Origin of the sequence: Bacillus sp. B1(2022) (assembly GCF_040259625.1) — a bacterium.
GTDB classification, from domain to species: Bacteria; Bacillota; Bacilli; order Bacillales; family Bacillaceae; genus Bacillus; species Bacillus velezensis.
This window is the reverse complement of the sequence record NZ_JANIFO010000008.1, coordinates 1-19,884: the sequence shown is the minus strand read 5'-3', so window position 1 is coordinate 19,884 and position 19,884 is coordinate 1. Positions and strand designations below refer to the sequence as shown.

Annotated in this window: 22 protein-coding genes and 5 pseudogenes; 20 read left to right on the top strand and 7 right to left on the bottom strand. The window is 35.6% G+C overall.

Annotated features, from left to right (window positions below):
* Positions 1–206: 206 nt before the first annotated feature.
* Positions 207–1,172: a thermonuclease family protein gene (locus tag NQS30_RS14305; RefSeq protein WP_124692983.1), complete on the bottom strand. Its 966-nt coding sequence runs from the start codon at positions 1,170–1,172 to the stop codon at positions 207–209.
* A gap of 264 nt (positions 1,173–1,436) precedes the next feature.
* Here NQS30_RS14305 and NQS30_RS14300 point away from each other — a divergent pair, with 264 nt between their 5' ends.
* The 5 genes from NQS30_RS14300 (at position 1,437) to NQS30_RS14280 (ending at position 5,355) form a co-directional block, all read left to right on the top strand.
* Positions 1,437–1,871, top strand: coding sequence for an SMI1/KNR4 family protein (locus NQS30_RS14300; RefSeq protein WP_076982865.1), 435 nt, complete (start codon positions 1,437–1,439; stop codon positions 1,869–1,871).
* 36 nt (positions 1,872–1,907) lie between these two features.
* Entirely contained in the window at positions 1,908–3,659 is a 1,752-nt protein-coding gene (locus tag NQS30_RS14295) for a T7SS effector LXG polymorphic toxin (protein ID WP_218791235.1), read from the top strand.
* Position 3,660: 1 nt separating this feature from the next.
* Positions 3,661–4,257 carry an SMI1/KNR4 family protein gene (locus NQS30_RS14290; protein WP_007407917.1) on the top strand — a complete coding sequence of 199 codons (597 nt, stop codon included), beginning with the start codon at positions 3,661–3,663 and terminating at the stop codon, positions 4,255–4,257.
* A gap of 327 nt (positions 4,258–4,584) precedes the next feature.
* A complete protein-coding gene (locus tag NQS30_RS14285) occupies positions 4,585–4,809 on the top strand; it encodes a GNAT family N-acetyltransferase (RefSeq protein WP_232603425.1) in 225 nt (74 codons plus the stop codon).
* Positions 4,810–5,016: 207 nt separating this feature from the next.
* Positions 5,017–5,355: a YolC/YozM family protein gene (locus NQS30_RS14280; RefSeq protein ID WP_122504082.1), complete on the top strand. Its 339-nt coding sequence runs from the start codon at positions 5,017–5,019 to the stop codon at positions 5,353–5,355.
* Positions 5,356–5,610: 255 nt separating this feature from the next.
* Here the strand turns inward: NQS30_RS14280 and NQS30_RS14275 are convergent, their stop codons facing one another.
* Positions 5,611–5,700: a putative holin-like toxin gene (locus NQS30_RS14275; protein WP_076982784.1), complete on the bottom strand. Its 90-nt coding sequence runs from the start codon at positions 5,698–5,700 to the stop codon at positions 5,611–5,613.
* Between the two features lie 321 nt (positions 5,701–6,021).
* Between NQS30_RS14275 and NQS30_RS14270 the strand changes: the two genes are divergently transcribed.
* Positions 6,022–6,432 (top strand): DUF4879 domain-containing protein, encoded by a 411-nt coding sequence (locus NQS30_RS14270; protein ID WP_306430625.1) that lies wholly within the window; start codon positions 6,022–6,024, stop codon positions 6,430–6,432.
* On the top strand, positions 6,381–6,740 hold the full coding sequence (locus NQS30_RS14265) for a hypothetical protein (protein WP_218791234.1): 360 nt from the start codon (positions 6,381–6,383) through the stop codon (positions 6,738–6,740). Before NQS30_RS14270 ends, NQS30_RS14265 begins: the two co-directional genes overlap by 52 nt.
* Positions 6,741–6,800: 60 nt before the next feature.
* On the opposite strand, the gene NQS30_RS14260 is transcribed toward NQS30_RS14265, so the two are convergent.
* Complete coding sequence (locus NQS30_RS14260; RefSeq protein WP_218791233.1) at positions 6,801–7,820, bottom strand: YncE family protein; 1,020 nt, start codon at positions 7,818–7,820, stop codon at positions 6,801–6,803.
* A gap of 363 nt (positions 7,821–8,183) precedes the next feature.
* Here NQS30_RS14260 and NQS30_RS14255 point away from each other — a divergent pair.
* Positions 8,184–8,303, top strand: a pseudogene (locus tag NQS30_RS14255) (DNA polymerase); the annotation flags it as partial.
* A gap of 40 nt (positions 8,304–8,343) precedes the next feature.
* On the opposite strand, the gene phrK reads toward NQS30_RS14255, so the two are convergent.
* From phrK to NQS30_RS14240, 3 genes are all read right to left on the bottom strand, one after another.
* Entirely contained in the window at positions 8,344–8,466 is a 123-nt protein-coding gene (gene phrK, locus NQS30_RS14250; RefSeq protein ID WP_016936664.1) for a phosphatase RapK inhibitor PhrK, read from the bottom strand.
* On the bottom strand, positions 8,463–9,578 hold the full coding sequence (locus tag NQS30_RS14245) for a Rap family tetratricopeptide repeat protein (protein ID WP_043021835.1): 1,116 nt from the start codon (positions 9,576–9,578) through the stop codon (positions 8,463–8,465). The genes phrK and NQS30_RS14245 overlap by 4 nt, the downstream gene beginning before the upstream one ends.
* 150 nt (positions 9,579–9,728) lie before the next feature.
* Positions 9,729–10,016, bottom strand: a complete 288-nt coding sequence (locus tag NQS30_RS14240) for a collagen-like protein (RefSeq protein ID WP_122504367.1) — start codon at positions 10,014–10,016, stop codon at positions 9,729–9,731.
* A 628-nt stretch (positions 10,017–10,644) separates the two neighbouring features.
* Here NQS30_RS14240 and NQS30_RS14235 point away from each other — a divergent pair.
* The 6 genes from NQS30_RS14235 (at position 10,645) to NQS30_RS14210 (ending at position 14,989) form a co-directional block, all read left to right on the top strand.
* Positions 10,645–11,529: a hypothetical protein gene (locus NQS30_RS14235; protein WP_124692985.1), complete on the top strand. Its 885-nt coding sequence runs from the start codon at positions 10,645–10,647 to the stop codon at positions 11,527–11,529.
* Positions 11,530–11,587: 58 nt separating this feature from the next.
* A complete protein-coding gene (locus tag NQS30_RS14230) occupies positions 11,588–12,109 on the top strand; it encodes a hypothetical protein (RefSeq protein ID WP_124692986.1) in 522 nt (173 codons plus the stop codon).
* Between the two features lie 919 nt (positions 12,110–13,028).
* Entirely contained in the window at positions 13,029–13,466 is a 438-nt protein-coding gene (locus NQS30_RS14225; protein ID WP_122504076.1) for a hypothetical protein, read from the top strand.
* 66 nt (positions 13,467–13,532) lie between these two features.
* The gene (locus tag NQS30_RS14220) at positions 13,533–13,748 is read left to right on the top strand and encodes a helix-turn-helix domain-containing protein (protein ID WP_122504079.1); all 216 of its coding nucleotides are present in this window, start codon (positions 13,533–13,535) and stop codon (positions 13,746–13,748) included.
* Between the two features lie 115 nt (positions 13,749–13,863).
* Positions 13,864–14,049 carry a hypothetical protein gene (locus NQS30_RS14215; RefSeq protein WP_232603424.1) on the top strand — a complete coding sequence of 62 codons (186 nt, stop codon included), beginning with the start codon at positions 13,864–13,866 and terminating at the stop codon, positions 14,047–14,049.
* An 802-nt stretch (positions 14,050–14,851) separates the two neighbouring features.
* The gene (locus tag NQS30_RS14210; protein WP_232603423.1) at positions 14,852–14,989 is read left to right on the top strand and encodes a hypothetical protein; all 138 of its coding nucleotides are present in this window, start codon (positions 14,852–14,854) and stop codon (positions 14,987–14,989) included.
* A gap of 97 nt (positions 14,990–15,086) precedes the next feature.
* Here the strand turns inward: NQS30_RS14210 and NQS30_RS14205 are convergent.
* A pseudogene (locus NQS30_RS14205) lies at positions 15,087–15,268 on the bottom strand (DUF8096 family protein).
* Between the two features lie 69 nt (positions 15,269–15,337).
* On the opposite strand from NQS30_RS14205, the gene NQS30_RS14200 reads away from it, so the two are divergent.
* The 6 genes and pseudogenes from NQS30_RS14200 to NQS30_RS14175 all read left to right on the top strand — a co-directional run.
* A complete protein-coding gene (locus NQS30_RS14200; RefSeq protein ID WP_122504075.1) occupies positions 15,338–15,544 on the top strand; it encodes a hypothetical protein in 207 nt (68 codons plus the stop codon).
* A 234-nt stretch (positions 15,545–15,778) separates the two neighbouring features.
* Positions 15,779–15,853: pseudogene (locus NQS30_RS14195) on the top strand (hypothetical protein); the annotation flags it as partial.
* Positions 15,854–15,947: 94 nt separating this feature from the next.
* Positions 15,948–16,727 (top strand): DUF4236 domain-containing protein, encoded by a 780-nt coding sequence (locus tag NQS30_RS14190; protein ID WP_099566853.1) that lies wholly within the window; start codon positions 15,948–15,950, stop codon positions 16,725–16,727.
* A gap of 49 nt (positions 16,728–16,776) precedes the next feature.
* Entirely contained in the window at positions 16,777–17,589 is an 813-nt protein-coding gene (locus NQS30_RS14185) for an AlbA family DNA-binding domain-containing protein (RefSeq protein ID WP_122504074.1), read from the top strand.
* Between the two features lie 163 nt (positions 17,590–17,752).
* Positions 17,753–17,954: pseudogene (locus NQS30_RS14180) on the top strand (DUF1093 domain-containing protein); the annotation flags it as partial.
* A 1,200-nt stretch (positions 17,955–19,154) separates the two neighbouring features.
* Positions 19,155–19,884: pseudogene (locus tag NQS30_RS14175) on the top strand (T7SS effector LXG polymorphic toxin); the annotation flags it as partial.

The following is a 19,884-nucleotide window of genomic DNA, read 5'->3' as shown; positions in this document are numbered from 1 at the left end:
CCTCCTCTTTATTGTATTTACTGTAAAAACAGTAGTATTCGTACAATATTCTGTCTGACATTGAACACGAAAATAACCTAATAAATATTGTAGGGGCTGTATTCTTTAAGTGTTGGGCTAAAGAGCTCGCTCATACGCTCTATGTTTTTTGTTAGCCTGAGAAAATACCCAAATAAAAAAAGAAGCCTCAGAGGACTTCAAAATAATTAATTCTTCTCACATGCAAAGTTGTCATTATCCCGATCCATTTTAGATGTATAAGCAGGGTGAGTGCTTGATACACCATGCGGATATTTCTTTCTCAGCTCTGTGCAGTTTGCAAAGTGTTCTGTTCCTCCAGCAGAAGGGGAGGCTTGTGCAGAGTTAGAAGAGCTGCTTGATGCTGAACCGCTTGAGTTCGATTTATGTGTCTCGGATTGGTGTGTTGTAACTGACTTTTGAGCCGGCTTAGATACACTTACTGATTTCTTCGGTTTCGTTACGCAGCCATTAAATCCTTTATCAGTCGCATATCCATTCTTACTCCAAATCTTCAAGTCTTTATCTTTCGCAGCTTGCTCATCTTTCTTATACGTGTTTAAATACTTCGTGTTTGGCTCATATACATAAGCTACTCGTGCTAATCCTTCTTTAAGCAGTGTTTCTTGTACTGATTTGCCATCTGCATAAACGTAAGCCAGCATTCTGCCATACTTGTCTGTACGATCTCCTTTATCAAACTCCAGTTGAAGTTTTCCCTTGTTAACCAGCTGTTTGTTTCTTGCTGAAGCATCCTCACCATATGGTTGTACGCAAGAGTTTGGGTTCTTAGTTTTAGGCGTGTCAACAAGTAAATAACGAACAGTTTTGACTTCGCCTTTATAGTTAACTTTAATCGTATCCCCATCAACTGTTCTGTTAAGTGTTACATCGACCAGCTTTTTCTTTTTGTCAGACGCCTTTTTATCCGACGAATCCTTCTTTGAAGCATTTTCGGCTTTTTCATTTTTGTCATTAGTACTTTTGTCATTTGATTGAGTGTCTGCCTTTGTCTCTTTTGCATCCTTTTCTTCTTGCTCTGTTGTTTTAGCTTGATCTGAATCTGTTTTATCTGTAGAAGCAGAATCAGATCCACACGCAGCCAAAGAAAAGCTTAGAGATAATGCGCCAATACCTAACAGCCATTTCTTCAATGTAATTCCCCCAATTTGTTTGTTCTGTCTCTATATCGGACAAACCTTCCTAATTATAAGTATAAAACCAAAGATTGTAAATTTCATTTTGGCATTTTAAGACACTCAAATACAGTTGTGTGGTAAAATTTAGTGACTCAAACACCTTAGAGGAGGGAAATTTAATTGGAAGAAGGAAAGTTAATTCGCATGACTCTTGATGGGATAAAGGAAGCTGTTTCTAAATACGGAACTTTTCCTATGCTCCAACATGGAGGGCATGTCATGGAAGATGCTGCTTTTCAATTCAGAGACCCAGCCAGTCCTCAAGAAATTAATAGTTTAGAAAAGATGTTAGGGGTAACTTTGCCTAATGATTATAAAGAGTTCCTATTCAATCACAATGGAATGGAAATGTTTAATGGTATTGAGCTTCTTAGTACAGAAGGGATAATCGAATTTAATGAAGTTCAAGACTTCCCTAAGGGATATGTCCTAATTGGGTATCATTATGATGGCAGGTATGTTATTGATGTAAACAAATCAAATAAAGGATTGGGGTATATGTTGCATCTGGATTCAATTGATAATATTGAAGATGCGGTATATTTAGACTCTAACTTTGAGATATGGTTTGACATGTTGGTGTCATCAAATGGAGCTAAATACTGGGAAGTGAAGCCGAAAATCCAAGAGTATTATAAATATATTTCAGAATAGAAAATTTAGATAAGATTAAGTGGGAAGGAGACGTAAATGAAAGTATTTGAAGCAGCCTCGTTCATTTCAGCCGCAGAAAAGCGGGCAAAACAATACGATCAGATTAGAGAACAATTTATCAATCTCAGAAAAGCATTTCAGGGAATGGCTGATTTAGATGACAGTGAGTTTTCAGGCAAAGGCGCCGACAACATTAAAGCATTCTTTCAAGATCACGCCGGTGTCACGGACAGCTGGCTTGATCTGATCGATATGAAAATTGCATTTTTTAACAGTATTTCAGGAAAAGTAGCTGATGCAGGATTGGCTGATTCGTTTGTGGAAGAGTCATTTTTAGAACACGAGCTGTTTCATGCGAAGAATAAATCACAAGCCATCATGCAGGAGCAGCGCAATGAAATGAAAGGTATCCTTGATGAAATCAGCGATATCATTCATCTTGATGTTTTCTCTACAGAAGATGTCGATCAAAAGCTTAAGTCAGCAGATAAAAAAAGGAACGATACCATACATAAACTCGGAAAGCTTGATCATGATCTAACGAAAGAATACGCAGAAACCGAAGCGAACGAACAGTTCATTCAAGCTGACTTTCAGCAACTCCAAAATGCCACGAGTAAGGGGAAAAATGCCACGTCGCTTCGTTACAATACCAAGGCATACAGGGAAAGTGACATACATAAGAAAAAAGGCGAGATTGCAAGACATTCGGATGCTTATCTGACGTTTAAAAAGGAAGAAGCGAAAGAGCGGGAAATCAAGGATCTGAAGAAAAAGCTCGCTGACGGTGTGACCGATCCGGATGAATATTTGGAAATTGCGAAGAAGATCGGCTATGAAAACCTTGAACCTTCCCAGCAGCAATATGTCATTCAGCTTGAACAAGCAAAACAGCTTGAAGAAGCCGGAGAAGTGACTTGGGATATTTTAAAAGGAGCTGGCGTTGGTTTATATGATGTCGGGAAAGACACGGTAACCGGCTTATGGGACTTCATAATCGATCCGGGAGAAACCTTGTCAGCACTGGGGAATGCAGTACTTCATCCTGTTAAAACATATGATGCTGTTTCAGCAGCAATTGAGGAATCATATCAAAAGGATATGGTAAATGGAGATGCGTATTCCAGATCAAGATGGGTTACATATGCGATAGGTACAGTAGTTACCTCTGTAGTAGGCACAAAGGGAGCCGGTTCTCTTACAAAAGCTGACGTAGCAGGAAAAGTCACCTCTAAAGTCAATAAAGCAGGCCAAAAACTGAAAGAGGTCTCAATTGCTGATTTATTGCCTTATAATCCCCGTTACGATGTTGTTCCGGCTAGAGGAGTTCCTTATAATGTATTTAACAGTGAAAATTTAAAGGATCGGTTACTTAGATTAATTGAATCAGCAAATCCTAGAACGGTATTACCAAGGAATAAAGGTCGATGGGAAGGCGCACCTGGTGACGGAAAATGGTATTCCGACATACCTGAAGTAAAAGCAGCGACTAAGGGAGAACCGATTACTTTTAAAGATGGACGTCCTGATTTTACTCCATGGACTGTTGCAAACATTAAGTTTAAGTCTGGTGAATTAAATGGAACGAAAAAAGATTTTAGGCTTGTTTATAAAAAAATTAAAGAGATCAAGGGTTTTAAATCTCAAGCGCAGGCGAAAAAATGGCTGTCACAACAGGGACTTACCCCACACCATTTGGATAGTGTCACAATACAACTAGTGCCTAGTGTGATTAATAACAAAATACCTCATATTGGAGGAGCTTCTGATTTAAGGGGAGGGTATTAGAATGAGTTTCAATAAAATTGAACAAAAGTTAAAAGAATTTACGATAGATACTGAAACAGAATCCAACATTAATACAAACGAGCAACTCAAAGAAATTGAAAGAAATATAGGTAATCAATTGCCTTCCGACTATAAGGATTTTTTGAAGGGATATGGAGGCTGTTATTTAGAAAGTAAAAAAACAACAGATGAAGTTGAGTACGACGTTTGCTATAAACCTATAGAGAAAGATCCTTGGATGGGTAAGGAAGATGATACACAATTACTAGAGAGCTTCTATGGTTTAGCTAACGATCATAACAGTCTCCAAGAAGCAATCAATACTTATTCTGATCGCTTTCCTAGGAATATTATTCCTATAGCAAGCTCGGCAGGTGGTAATGAAATATGTATGGACATCGACAATGAAAAAGTTTTGTTTTGGGATCACGAATTAAGTCAGCCTGATAAAGACTTTTTCCTAATTGCCAATTCGTTTGAGGAGTTTATCCTAAGTTTAGTAGACGAACCAATTGAAACGGATGATAGTGACAGTGATGTGGAAATTGAGATTTTAGACAATGACTTTGGAAAATTGCTCTTTGGTAAGGACAATTAGCTTTTATTTTTAGGAAAAGTATTGCAAAGTTAAGCTCTCAGAAAGAGAGCTTTTTTATTTTCGATAGAAACTAATTATAAAAAGGGAGAGAGGTTATGGATTCGTACCAAATAAAGAAATTAAAACCCGAAGAATACAATAAGTGTAATAATATTTGGGACATGGAAAAGAAAATGGCTAAGGTGTTTTATGACGAATTAGTAAGTGGAAACAGAATTACTTTTATTTACTTCAGTGAATGACGAGTTTATAGGAGAAGGATCGTTAGTTCTTTAAAACAATGACCCAGATTATACCATTCCGGATAATCGCATTTATCTATCTCGTATGATTGTTAAAGAAGGATATCGAAATTGTGGGATAGGTGGTATTATTGTTGATTATTTGATTGATTATGCTAAACAACTTGGAGATAAGGAAATAACACTCGGTGCAGATACAGATAACTTAAACGCAAGGCATCTATATGAAAAGAAGGGTTTTACAACCGTATTATTTTTTTGTGAAGATGAATATGGTGAATATGTAAAACTCCTAAAAGTATTAAAATAAAATTCCCGAGATTATGGTGAATGTGTGGGAGGTTACTTTCACAAACGATGATAGACGGTAACTTAATCTAATTAGATCGTTATTAAGGTGCGGATTAGCATTTATCCTCTCAAAACCAACCCGTAATGAACGAGGATACTGTTGGCTGAGGAATTATTTTTCCATGTATTGTATTTTATGGTATTCTTGGAATGGAAGGAGGAGACAATGAAAAAGAAATTAATTGGGGTCTTGATCATTGTTTGTTTTTCTGTGTTCATGTATGGCGCAGTTACACATTCTTTTAAAAATCAAAAATCCACTGAGGAAGTATTAGAAAGTGCATGGGATGAATTTGGCTTATTTAGCTTTGGAATTGGAGAAACAGACCCAGTCATATCAATTGGTATGGATAAAACAAAAAATGAAGAAGAATTACGGCGCTATCTAAATGACAATTTATCTGAGGAAGCTAAAGAAAAATATAAAGTTAAAATTATTAAAAAGGATATCAATGTTTTAGAAGAACAACATGAAAAGTATTTGGAAAGTGTTGAAGCACATTGATACATTAAAGCTTCTTATCGGCTCTAAATAAAATAACGGTGATATTCAATAAACAAAAGTTTTGTAAATATTCCAATTATTTCATTTAATCTGTTGTAATCAAACTGTGAAATACAAACTGGTTATAGTGTATTTCTTTAATAAGAAATGCATAAAATAAAAAGAGCATGGTGTTGGTCACACCCCGTCAAAAGGCTTGCTCGATGCGGTTTCTTAATAGACCTATCCCTTCAGGTTCTGAGGCTTAAGGGAGGTCTATTTTTTATTTATATACGTCAACAGGGCAATTATAAACGACCCGAATGCAAGCATTAACATTAATGCTTGAAATGTTGACATAAGCATCACCCCCTTTCCATAGGGGATGAGCAAGACTCCCTTGAGTGAGCAAACTTAATGTATAGGAAACATTTATATGTCGTTAAAAACCCATTCAGTTACTAAAACGAAAAGAACCATGTTAGAATCAGGTTCTTTTTTTGTATTTAAGTTAAATACCTCGCCGGAATTACCGATAAATGACATGTGGAATAATACCAAGAGGGTTAAGGAATTGAAAAAAGTGCTTAGTTTAGTAACAATTACACTTCTTGCTGTACAACGATGTTTTCCATTCACACATCGAAAGCAAAAGCAGTTGAAGCAGCACCGCTTTACAGTCTTTAGATTCTTTCCGTCACATCAGACGGCAACAAATTTGCTTGGGAACCCATTACAAACAGCAAACCAAATGCAACAAATGTTTTGAAAGGTGACAAGCTGCATATTAAAGTTCGCTTTATGGGCTATACAAATTCGACCGTCATTAAAGCAAAGGATGGGAGAAATTTGTTATACAAAGGTGAAGCGAACATATACAAATATGACCCTATACTTGGACAAAACAAAGTTGTGATAGGATGGGACAAATACATTGAAATTCCAATGAACGAACTTCCTTCAAATGAGATTCAAGTTGAAGGTCTTGGGGAAAACATGAAAATCATTTATAGCAACGTTGTAAAATTCGAGAGAGGGCGAATGTTATGGAAGGTCTATATAACTCTTACAATATCACGAAAGATCCGAAGTTTTTAGCGTTTTGCAGTTTAGCGACAGAAGGTGCAGGAAGTCATTCGAATCAGCAATGTTCAATTGGTTTTACTGAATTCAAAGAAGCGCTGGAGAATGGCAAAGTAGTTGATAATCAAAACCTTAAAAGCACTTCAGAATTAAATCACCAGTTCGATTACTGGAAATCTAGAATAACTGGGGGACGAGCTGTAACTGAAACAGATAATCAAGTGCTGGATATCATCAAACAAGCATACAATCTTGGAATGGTGACGAAAGATAATATGCTTATGAGAAATCAAGCCATTAACGCGTATAAAACATCTATTTAATTTAAAATTAAAGCCCCTTATTCAGGAAGGGGCTTTTGCTTTGCAACTTATTCTTTATGTTTAATCTAAAACCATAAAGTCCTGCACTTTTGTTTCTTCTTCAGGCAAATCAAATTCATTAAGTTTCTTTTTAGTACGGATATCAAAAATCCCCATATAGCCACCAATGCCTTTTTTGTTTTCCTCTTGTGAAATCACATAAAGTTTTTGATCTTTAAACTTTGCATTCATATATGGAAATTGTAAATCGAATTTTTCAAAAGAAAAATCTTTATCGTACTCAAGTAAGCAGGCGTATCCGGATTTATTAATATATGTAACGTAAAATTTGTTGCTTTTTTTGTCGTAATATACAGTGTCCGCTTGTTCAAGATCATCAGGATATTTTATGAATTTTGATTTCCAGGATCCTTTTTCGATTACAGTTAGTTCATTTTCTGAGCTAGCCACAACATATTTTTCAGAGTGATCAAATACATCTCCATAGGAAGCTAATCCAATCGTTTTAACAATCTCTTCTGTTTTTCTATCAATGACGTACAAAGACATTCCTTGAATGACGTAAATATACTTATCATCGCTTTCTCCCATGGTTACGAGGGAGGGCAAAGTCAGGCTATATTTTTTATTGAACTTTTTATCATTTACTTTCAGTTCATTTCCATTGGTGTCGACATTATAGGCTTTTACAGAAATATCTTCTCCTTGATACCAAAAAGCAAATGGATTGGATAATTTATGTTCTTTAATGGTGTTGTTTTTTAATGTGTAATAATATGGTTCATGTTCAGCTAACAAGACGATATCGTCTGAAGAGGGGGTTTTTTTCTGGATATATGGTATATCCGGTACCTTAAAGTATCGTTTATTGAATTCTTCTCCTTGTGATGTGGATATGAGTACGCTTTTCTTGATGAGTGGATTTGAATAGATAAAAAAGATTTTATCCTCGGTTGGATTAATTTTAGAAGTACTTACAGAGTGTTCACCTTTATTTATAAAGAATGCATTGATCAACAATATAACTATTGCACCAATTAGAACTCCTGAAATCCCATATAAAACATAAGACTTTTTCATATAACGCTCCTTATCTTTTATATAAAATAAAAAGACACTTGCAGAATAAATCTGCAAGTAAAATGATTAGTAGCTAACAGTTTTTGATGAACGATCAATATCTGCAGATGTGACAAGTGCGCCTCCATTACTGTCTAGGTCCGTTCCTTTTGAATTTTTGTATGATTGCCACACAAGTTTAGAGCAATACTATTTATTTGTACTTTTTTGGTTGCAGCAACTGAATAAGGCTTATCTGTTTTACTACTAGCATATGTCTGAGCCTTTACCTTATCATAGATATCTGCGCCCTTATGCTTTTGAATTGCTTACTCCAGTTGTTCTGATAATTCCTTACCCTTTTCCAGCCCATGCTTCCATAATTTTGTTATGGATGGGATAAGAAATAAATACGGATCAAAAGCGATCTTACGAGCTGTTTCTTATACACCTGGAGGCACAGCTTTGCATAGAGCAGGTTTGACAGGTGGACACAAATCATAAAATAAAAAGCCCACTCATATGAGTAGGGCTAAATTAATTTTTAACCTCCGACTGGCCTTTCAGCTACCTGGATGTTAGATGGTGAATCTGTACTCAATTGCGTTAAAGCTACCCCACTTAAAATTACAGTTAAAATAGATACGCAAAGCACAATTTTTTTCATAAGATTCCCTCCACCTGATTCATTTTCTGTTCAGCCCAAATTTTTTCATTGAAAAAGCTTGTTGCTTCTTCAAAAGCACCTATTGATTCAAACCTTTTTGCAGCTATGTAGGACAATTCATCTACACTTTCAAGGTCATTTTGTTGTTTTAAAAACTCAATATAACGGATGCAATTATTGAAGTTGTTTTTTAATTCACCGCAATATAGGTTGTATAGGATGCTAATTTTGGCTTCGTATATCTTATTCTCCATTAATATGAGTCTTTCCTGTGCTTTATTGTAAAAATTAATGGCTTTCATTTTTTCGTCAATTTTAAATAGTTCCTTAATTATCATGAATAAAGAATTTATATAATAATTTGAATTCATCCAAGATTCATTTCCAATAGCTTTTTCGAGAGATTTAATGCACTTATCAGGTTTGTCCCAATCAGAATACACGATACTAAGGTTGTGATATAACTGAGCTTCCAAATATTCATCCTTTGTTTCTTGTGCAATGTCTATTGCTTCTAAATAATATGTTTCTGACTCTTCAAACCGTTTCATATCGGAATAGTTTGCAGCCGCAATCATTGTTGAAGTTGCCAGTTTGCATTTATAATCAGGGTGTCGCTTATATATTGCAATTGCATTCTTGATGTAGTGTTGTGCCACAATGCTTTGTTTAACAAGAGTGTATAAGTAGGAGACCTTGGAGTAGAATTCAGCTGCTTCAATTTCATCCGGAATTTCTGCAAGCTTTTTCTCCGCTAATCCATATAAGTTAATTGCTCGATCATAATTTTTGTTGTATGCCTCGTACATTGCTTCGAATAAATAAAAGTTATATTCCAATTTATCGTTCGTTCTTTTTATGAAATTTTCGTTCTCTTCAGTGAAATAAGTGTGCTTTTGTAAAGGCTCTCCGCGTGAAGAGTGCAGCAACATTTTGTGTCTTTCTTCTAATAAACTGTAATATGCAAGAACTTCTTGATCCTCTTCCATATCATCGAACAGGCTTTTAATCTCTGAGTAATATTTTATTGACTCATGTACCTTTTGTTTCTTTATAGCAATATACCAATCATTCAGTGTAGTAGCAACAACTTCTGAAGCGATCTTGCTCATCCAAACCCCTCTTTCTGAAAATTTCAAAAATCCTTTAGGAATAATCATAACATAGTCATTGAAAAAATTGTAAAAGGATGTAGAGATTTTGGGATTTTCTAATTTGAAAAAATGAAAAAAATACCCTCCTCGTTAGAGAAGGGTACGTGATCAGTTTGCTGTTGCTTTTAGTGAGGCAAGCCATTCATCTAATGTTCCTGAGAAACCTTGTGGAACGGCTAATTCATATGCTGATTTTCCATCTTTACCGGCAGCACCTGTAGCTCCTTTAACCCCGGTTGCACCTGTAGCTCCAGTATCGCCTTTTTCGCCTTTTTCACCTTTTAATGAAGCTAACCATTCCTCTACAGTTCCTGAAAAACCATTGTCCACTGCAATATCATAAGCAGACTTCCCAGTGACAATTGAGACATTAACAATCGGATTGAAGAAACTCATTTATGCGCGCCCCCAAAAAGTTATATGTTATTCCTGACTCAGAAATCTTGAAGATTGTGATAGGTGATTCATGAGCTTCCATTTGAAAGCCTTGTCCAGCTCTTAAATTGATAAGATCGCCACCATTGATTGATACGTGGCATTCCTGATCATTTGAAAAGCTGAACTTATAGAAAGAATATTTAATCGTCCATGTCTCAGGAGGAGAAGGGATTACTTCATGGTTAGATTCTGACTTCTCAAGCATTGGGCTCCCGATATATCCAGATCCTATTTGCATGATCAATAATCATTAATTAAAAATGAAAAAAAGGGGAGATAAACTCCCCGAGCTATTTAGGCGGTGGTCTCCCTAAGATAGATATCACTGCTGAATATTATGTGATTGCGTATGCCAAAGCTTTCGGAGACAGACCGATAATTTCAAGGTGTGATGGCAAAAGTTTTGAGGGGGAAACTTGTTGGATCGTTGATCATCACATTTTAATGGCTTTAAATTAAGATAAAACAGCAGTTTAATTAGATTTTCAAAACGATTCTTTATCATCGCAAAGAAAAAATGTAAAATTCACCTATAGGCTTGAGTTACCAATGACATTTAGACGTCCGACTGCTTGGGGGGAGAGATTTGAAAAATAAACTTGAAAAATTGCTTCTTGAAAAGGGTGTATTTGAATTTCATATTAAGGAAATGAAGGAAACCGCAAATATAAGTGAGTATCCATATGAATTGTATTATGATAAAGTCGGAAAGAGCGAAAAACTATATCGGGATGTTCCGTTAAAAAAAATTAAGAGTTTAGGGTTCAGGGGAACCAGTGGTGTGTCTTGGTTTGATCACGCATGTTATAACGGTACAGATAATATTGACATCGGCCGATGTGAAAAAGCTTTTGAATACTTGAAAAAACAAAGCCTAGAAGAATTCCACACTTATTATCAACACTCACCAGTGAAATTGATTCATTATGAAGATGACGACTTTTATGCTGTTTACGGTGATGGAACACACCGTACAATTTGGGCCAAGATAACAGGAGCTCCAACAATTTATGCTCAAGTAACTAGAGCAAGAAAGAATCCTTCCTTATATAAATCATACTTAAGATTTAAAGAATTAGAATCACAGATTAATAAGTATTTTGAGGAGAATGACCTTAGCTGGGGAGTTAAAAATACTCGATACTATTCAGAAATCCTTTACAAAGGTATGCCCGTAGCACTCTATTCTATAGATCCGCCTTACTCATTTAAACGATCTTCCTACAGTCTCAACGATCAAAAGTTGGACACTTGGAATAAGCAATTAAATGAATTTATGATTGAGTTTGAAGAAAGTTTTCGCTATAGAAAAATCTTTCGCAATGTTATGAAGATTACGCCCGGAAAATTAGAGCACAAACTTTTTTCTTTTATTGAAAAGATAAGTGAAAGTTGGTCTGCAGCAAATGGAAAGGCAAGAATTATAAAACAAGGATTCGATATGCATTGTATCGATAAAAAAATCATTTAAGTTACTTTAAAATATGTACAACAGCATGAGGGATGACGAAGAAACTTAAGGAGAAGTGATGAAAAAGTTAATAATTATATGTTTGGGCATTATCGGGGTATTTCTTATAGTTCAGTGTAGTAAATTTAACAACAATACAGAAGTTTATGTGGATACTCAATTAGAGGAAAATCACAATGATGAAAATGAAAGAAAAAGCTATTATGACAATGATTCAAGTCAAGAAAGTGAAGCGCTTAATGACAAATATTTAAGTCGAGAAGAGAATAAGGAATATGACATTTACGCATATGATTTAACAACTAGGGAAATTCAATCACGTAATGGACAAGACGAATATGTTTATGGAGGCAACGTGATCTCTAGTAGTAAAGCCGAAAGCTACGGTTATCACACAACACCAATTACTAAGGAAGTAGCTAAAACAATTAAATTTTGGAGGAACGATGTAGATTTTGTTCCTAAAAAGGGTGAGATTGTTCTGGTTAAATTTCCTAAGGGTAATCATAAAACCTATATTGATATTGAGCTTATGTATAAGCCGACTGGAGAGCAGCCTAATGGAGGATGGAATTGGTGAACAGTAACATCAAATCATGCTAACTGGATTCGGGATGCTCACATGAGAACAGCCCTTTGACATTAGCTCGCAATCCTTGTTTTGACTGGTTTGTTTTTCTTGATATTACGTAATTTAAGAGCGGGTTTTTCCACTATTCTGTACGAAAGGAATGCGGATGCAGCAGTAACAGCGATTAGGGCTATGATCAGCGGGTAATCAGACAATGTTTTATCAATTTCGGCGTACAAGAAGATGTTGATCATCACTATGTGCCATATGAAAATTCCCATACTGATATCGTCTAACCGGTTCAGTAGTGCCCTTTTAGTAGTGAATACTGTTTGAAAGAGTTCCTTGAACAATTAACAAGACGTGGAGGCAATAGCATAGGTATATATAGCGGGTGCGACCCTGATAATTCTGCTCCAATAAAAATTGGTTACATTATTTCCTTTAAGCTTGTATCTCTCATAAGAAGTGAAAAGAAAAAATGCGCTTAGAAAAAAGAAGATTGATATGCCGGTGTGAAATATTGCTTTACTCTCTGGGGTATAACCAAAGACAGAAATGTTTAGATCTCTTGCAGCATGACCAAGCACACACAGAGCAGCAAACAGTCTGATAACAAAGAAACAGTAAGAATGTTTTACGTTCATTAAAAGAACTATTTCCTATACCGAATTGAATAAGTAGTGATGATTATATCATAAAAATGGAAGAAATGTTCTTTAAAATGAACTAAAATAAATATTTTTGTTCTCAATAAGCTATATTTGTGTGATATAGGGAGGTGTAGATACTTATAAATACACGTAGATATTCATAGATGCATGTATATCTAGCTATATCATGAAGAATACAGACAAATCAAGAAGCATTACTAGGCTCTTTCTCTTTTATTTCCAATATAGTATAATTTGGAAAAGGAGGAGAGGGAATGAAAAAGCTAATCTTTTTGGCTGTAATTTGCATTGGTTTTATATTGAGTATTAACATACCAAGAGCTGAGGCGAAGCTTACATTAGACTACAAAAATGTGAATTTTCACATGAGTGAGGATTCAGAGAGTTTTTCAATGGCAGATTATTTTGATCGGAACTATGATCGCACTTGGCTCTTCTACAAATTCACAATTAGCAATGCAGAAGGGTGTACTCTAAATATGAAAATCAGTAGGATAACTCTTGCTGGATGGGTATTCCCACGTAGTGAAAAGCAGTTTGTAGGGAACTATGCCGACTATACTGCTACCGATCGAGTAGAGGGAGATGCAAATCGTAATCATGTGTTAGAGATTACAAAGAATCCAGGCTGCGGAGATGTGTGGATTAAAGGTATTTATGGATTTGAACATGAAGATTCATTTGATTGGTAAGCTTAATACATAGTCAAGGTATATCCTTGATCTTTTTTATGCATATGATGATAATTTAAAGTGATCATACATAATGAATGTGGGGTATCAAATTTAAAGCCGATATTAGACGAAAGGAATATCAGTATTCGAAAGCTGTCCAATGAAATTGACCATGGTTTTAACACAGTTAGGAAGCTTTATCATGATGAAATGGAGCGGTACCCGAGGGATCTGTTGGATAAAGTCTGTACATATTTAGACATTGAGCTGCATGAGCTGTTGATTTACAAAAAAGATTAAAAAGATAATGATCACTTAAAGCGATCATTATATACTAAAGTTACAAGAACAGTAAATACTTACAATTTTCTAGGGCTACATAAAATCATTCTTTTAACGACTACGGAGGGATAAGATGAACAATAAAGCGCTTATTAAAAAAAATATTGTTGAAAGTATATTTTTTGCTTTTGATGAATCTGGGACAAGAATGGGAGACGCATGCGTTTACACCTCTTATCTAACAAAGGATTTATTAAAAGACAAATATAATATTAATGCAAAATTAAAAGCAGGATCAGTTAGAATTCCATCATTATAAGTTCATTACAAGTGGAATCCTCCATTTGAATTCCATATGTGGGCATTTCTATACGGCGAGATAATAGACATCGCAGCCTCTGGGATAACAGAAAGAAGAATTTAAAAAATCTAAAAAACTTTCAAACTTTAAACAAATTTCGGTTATTTGGCAAGCGTATCCCAGCGATGGAAGAACCTATACTGCTGTAAAGAACGGTGTAGAATTAATAGAGTCTCTAGTTAATGAAACGGCATATAAAGAGTTATACCGATATGCAAGTGAGTTTATTGATCAACGACATAGTTAATGGAGATAAATTATGACCTGGGACTTGCTTTATTGTTTTTTCAAGCACTATAACAATTAACTCAGCTTTTTTGTATAGCGGTGTATGCGGTGTTTTTCCATTATTGTTTTCCCTCTAGAATAGCTTTTGCATATGTGTCCACGAAAAGAAAAACATGGATCGAGTAGTGTATTTTATTTAAATCATGAATTTGATAATGTTCACGGTAAGTATTAAGACAGATGTTCCAAAGAAGATATATCCATAGCTCTTTTGCTTCTTTGAAAGTAATTCCAACCCGACTATGATAAAAAGAACTGCAACTAATACCTGAAGAGAAAATAACAGGATTCCACTTTGATTAAACAGGGAATACACGGCTAGTAGTAATGCCATAAATGAAATGAAAATTTTTGAAGCCTTTAACATGAAAACAAATCCTTAGGTAATTTGATTAACCTTAACACGTTACAGACTTTTTTTGGAGAGGCGTATGTATCAAGAACAAAGAAGTATTTTTGGAGGAGAGTGTACATGATTAAGGTTTACACAATAGGTCATGAGATACCAGAAAAGATTAAGTCCTGCATCACTGAATGGAATTATTGGGCTTGGATTGCTGCATCAAATAGTGAAAAGGGCAATAAAAGTGCAAAGCGACTTAATGAATAGATTGAATCGGATCCAGACAAAATTGCGGAATATAAAACTGAAGACGGAATTGAAGTATATGTAAGCTACATGAATCCAGTGAAATAAAAAAGAGCATTTAGATACTCTTCTTCATACCAAACCTACGACACTCGTGTAAAAATACACCACTCTTCACTGAACTCTTGAATAAAGTGTAATCATAGTTGTCACAGCGTCTTATTTAACATCGGGATACTCCTTATAATCATACACAACTGTTACATCGTAGCCATTAGTCTCAAACTCTTTCTTTTCCATTAAATTTCACCTCATAAAGTATTTAACACTACTATAATACCAGACGATGTATATAAGCAGGGTTTTAATTTGATTGGAATAGCATATTTCTTAATACTCTGGCTTGGTGTTGGCTTTCTAACGGGATTTAAGGCCTTATTTGTTGATCAAGTTTATGATGAAGAGTTTAAGCAGGAACTGATTGATTCATTTTCACCAGGTATCATGGTGTTTTACATATTAATTGGGTTGCTGCCACTGGCCATAAAAATTGCTGGTCTGCTGAAGAGGAGTTAGCTATGCCGGTTATCGATACCTTTTTTATTATTTAATTTGAAAATAATAATTACTTCAAGTCATTTAAATTAAAAGGCAGTGGTTATATAGTATCTAAGGGGCTCATGGCGCTTCTAAGTTTACTACAATGTCAGAAGCTTTAGTGATCTCAAACGAGCTACATACAGAGTTTAAAGCCACTTCTGCCATAAGACAAATTGAAGTTATTACTAGGTGAGGAGTGTCCAGGTGTACTGGAGTGAATGGGCCGCAATCCTGGAAGACCTTTATCAGCATCGATTTGAGTATGTTGAATGGAAGAGACTTTAACCAGATATAAGGAGATAGCAGATGGAAAAAATAATCAAATGATGATAGAGTAAGGCATAGGAAAAATTAACTAACCAAAAGTGAGGGGTATACAATGGGGTTTAAATTTAGAAAAAGTGTCAAAATTGCTCCAGGAGTTAAACTGAACATTAACTCAAAAAGTGTCGGCATCAGTGCCGGTGTTAAAGGGGCACGTATATCAACAAACACTAAAGGTAGAACCACAACCACAGTAGGAATTCCAGGTACGGGTATTTCTTATAGTAATACCGTGAATTCTAAAAGGTCTAAAAATAAAACAATATCTTCAGATCAGGCAAGAGTTCAAGCTACTTCATTCCCAAACCCTATTCAGGAAGTCTATAGTTCCTTGAGCAAAAAATATAAAAAACCATCGAAAGATCTTCAAAAAATATTTAGTCATGCAGCCAATCGAATAAATCAAGATCAAATAGTGACTTTCGTTAGAGGGAATCTAAATGGTTTCATGGGAAATGCCGGCGTTCTTTTTGCAATGCCAGATAGGTTATTGCATTATGGTGATAAATATGCAAAGTACGAGATTGTGGAATTTGATTATAATCTGATTGATCTTGTAAAAGTTAAAAGTGGGCTAACGGGTTATAAACTAATCTTTGATTATGCCGGGAAAGAAATTTCAGTTTCAACAATTGATGAAGGAAGCATTGACGAAATGTTCACCTATCTTCAAGAAAAGATAGCAGAACAGTCAAATCAAAATATGAATGATGTGTCTTTTTCAAGCTCAAATATCCCTGAACAAATTAGACAATTTGCTGAGCTTAGGGATCAAGGAATAATAACCGAAGAAGAGTTCGCGAAGAAAAAAGAGCAACTGCTTGATATTAACTAATGAATTTTTAAGTGAACTTAGACTTTAAAGTAAAGTAGGTATATATTCAATGGATGAAATAAAGCAAATAGGCTACCAAGATTTTTTTGATGTAATAAAAAACGAAAAATTTGATGTGGGTTCATTTAAAGAGTTTGTCAATTCCTTATACGGGGAGACAAATTTTCTTGATTATAAGGAGAAGATAATTGAAGAATTTAAATTAGCAAAGCTTCTCCTTGCAATGGCGAATTCAGGTGGAGGAATGATTGTTTTTGGTATTGAAGATAAAGAATATAAGCCAGTTGGGCTACAATTAGATGACAACTTTGATAAAACAGTTTTTGAGAAGAAATTGAGGAATTATGTACCTGATGAGCTTAAGTTTTTTTCTCAACTTTTAAAATACTCCGACGAAGATGTTTACGGTAATTTGAAAGGAAAAGCTTTTTTGGTTGTATACATTCCAAAGCAATTGAGATACATTCCATTCTTAGCAAAGAAAGAAACAACAGGAATCAAAGTAAACAGAATTTATGTAAGAAGAAACACGTCTGTTGAAGAGGCAAACAGCCATGAAATAGAGGAAATGGTCAAAAAACGAGTTCATAGTACGTATCACGATCTTTCATCGTTAACTTTGAATGAGCATATAGAACAATTGAGATGTTTATATGGGAATATTAATAAATATAACAACAAAAGTTATGCTTTTACATCTCTCGCACAAACATTTGCAGCACAGCTTTACACTAATAGAAAAAATCCACATTATCCGGCTGAATCTTTTGATAAGTTTATAGCAACAATGATTGATAAAAAGAAAAGAAGAATTGAAGGTATTTTGGAAGTAGCAGAGCAATTAAATTTTTGGAGAAATTAGTACAAAAAATTGAGGGGACAAGAGAGTGCCGTAGTCTTGTCTCCTTAAAATACGAATTTAATTAGAGGGATCTGAATTTTTCTTAGGGGAGAAGACTTATGGATTTACTTAATTGGACTTACATTATATCTACAATTATAGGAGCTGCTGGGTTCATAAGTTTAGCAACTACGTTTACAATTTAGAAGGGTATAACGAGAAAGGATAGAAAAAGATGGTCTCTTTCTTTGTTGAAAAGCCTTATCAAGAAGGGGACATTGTACGTGTGCCAAGGAGCCATGACGGATATACTGGAGAACCTGAAGCTATTAAATCCGATAAAACTGCCAGAAAAGATCAAAGACCGATTTAATCTAGAGAAATAACAACGACCTGTATTAAAGGAATGATGAAATTGAACAAAGAGAATATCAGTCGGAACTTTATTCCGATCAGGTCAAAGCTCGGAACACTCTTCCGAACCTAGTGCGCTGCTGTCCACTCTATATATTGTATATAGTGTATCTCCTTAGAGCAAACGAACAAATTGCCTTTTGGATCAAAACAGACATTTCCTTTTGCTGGGTGAAGAATCGTTCAGTCTACAAAAATGCAGAGTGAGACCAAGGTGAGCGATACCTAAATTTTCGAAGTCGCGTTTTTCGAACTAACTCAATTTGATTTTAGTCAATGAAACGGTTCTTTTGCATACCCTCAAGGTGAAGGTATGTTGATTTGTACACTACTTTAATTATGTCGGCAATGATGGAGTCTTGTTTTGTTACTCCATAACAAATTGTTCAGCGGGTCTTTTCGTGTCACCATGGAGTCACACAAACATTTTAAACTACTTAGAAACAACAAATATCAATCAGGAAACTAAATCCCGAAGTTTGATATGACAAGGGTTTGGGTAATTATTTAGGATTGTTAAAGATTAGTCAGAATACGTGTCTCGTCCTGACAGGGTAGAGGTCGCTGGTTCGAGCCCAGTCGGAATCATCTGCGGCGGTTAGAGGCGTTATATCAACGTTTCTAGCCGTTTTTTATTGCGTTGACTTAGTCGATGACTTAGGCGTATTAAGGCACAGGGTAGCCGTGAGCCGTTACCGTGTTTGAACGTTTCTTATTCTATTAAACTGGAATAGGAGGCGTTCTTTTTTTATGGATGATGTTCGGAAGGGGAAACCGATTAAACGAATATGCAGGCGTAAACTTCGTGATTTTGGTAACTTAGACGGAATATTTCAAACGTTCATCACGATAAGAACAGCCGACTCCTACGGCTATTGATCGAGATACAATACGGCACTACAAAATAACTATATGCGCGATGATTGGGTGCAATTTAAGGGGAACGTTTATATATCGGATGAGGAAAAGAAGCGAGGTCTATCAGATAGCACGATAAATACGCGCTTAAAAACACTGCGAGTAATGTATAACACCTTGGAGAGCGAAGGACTTATTCAGTAATTTATCTTTTATGGACAATGGATTGAGTAAAAATAACTATAGGAATAGCATTAACTCTCCTATACTATGGTAAAATTTAGACTGTTGAGTGTCAGAAAAAGGAGAATGATATGAAGGTGTTTGAAGCGAAGTCATTACTTTCTGAAGTGGATAAAAGAACCAAAGAGTACAAGGAACTAAGAACGCAATTTACCACTCTCAGGAAAGCCTATCAGGGAATGGCTGACTTAGATGACAGTGAGTTTTCAGGCAAAGGCGCTGACAACATTAAAGCTTTTTTTCAAGATCACGCTGGTGTCACAGACAGTTGGCTTGAAAAAATTGCTTTTCTCACAAGCCTTCCCGGCAAAGTCGAAGACGCAGGTCTTTCCGAATCTCATGTAGAAGAATCATTTCTGGAGCATGAACTCACCCACGCCTCAGTAAATCAAAGGCAATTATGGAGGAGCAGAAAAAGGATATGCGCTCCATCTTGGATGAGATCGATGACATTATCTCGCTCGAATTGTTTTCAACCGAAAGCACAGAGCAGAAGCTGTCTTCAGCTGATAAAAAAAGAAGCGAAACCATACACAAGCTCGGAAAGCTCGATCATGATCTAACGAAGGAATACGCAGAAACCGAGGCAAACGAACATTTCATTCAGGCAGATTTTCAGCAGCTTCAAAACGCTACGGGAAAAGGGAAAAACGCCACTCCGCTTCACTATAACGCCAAGGCGTACAGAGAAAGTGACATACATAAGAAAAAAGGCGAGATTGCAAGACATTCAGACGCTTACCTGACAATTAAGAAGGAAGAGGCGAAAGAACGGGAAATCAAGGATCTGAAGAAAAAGCT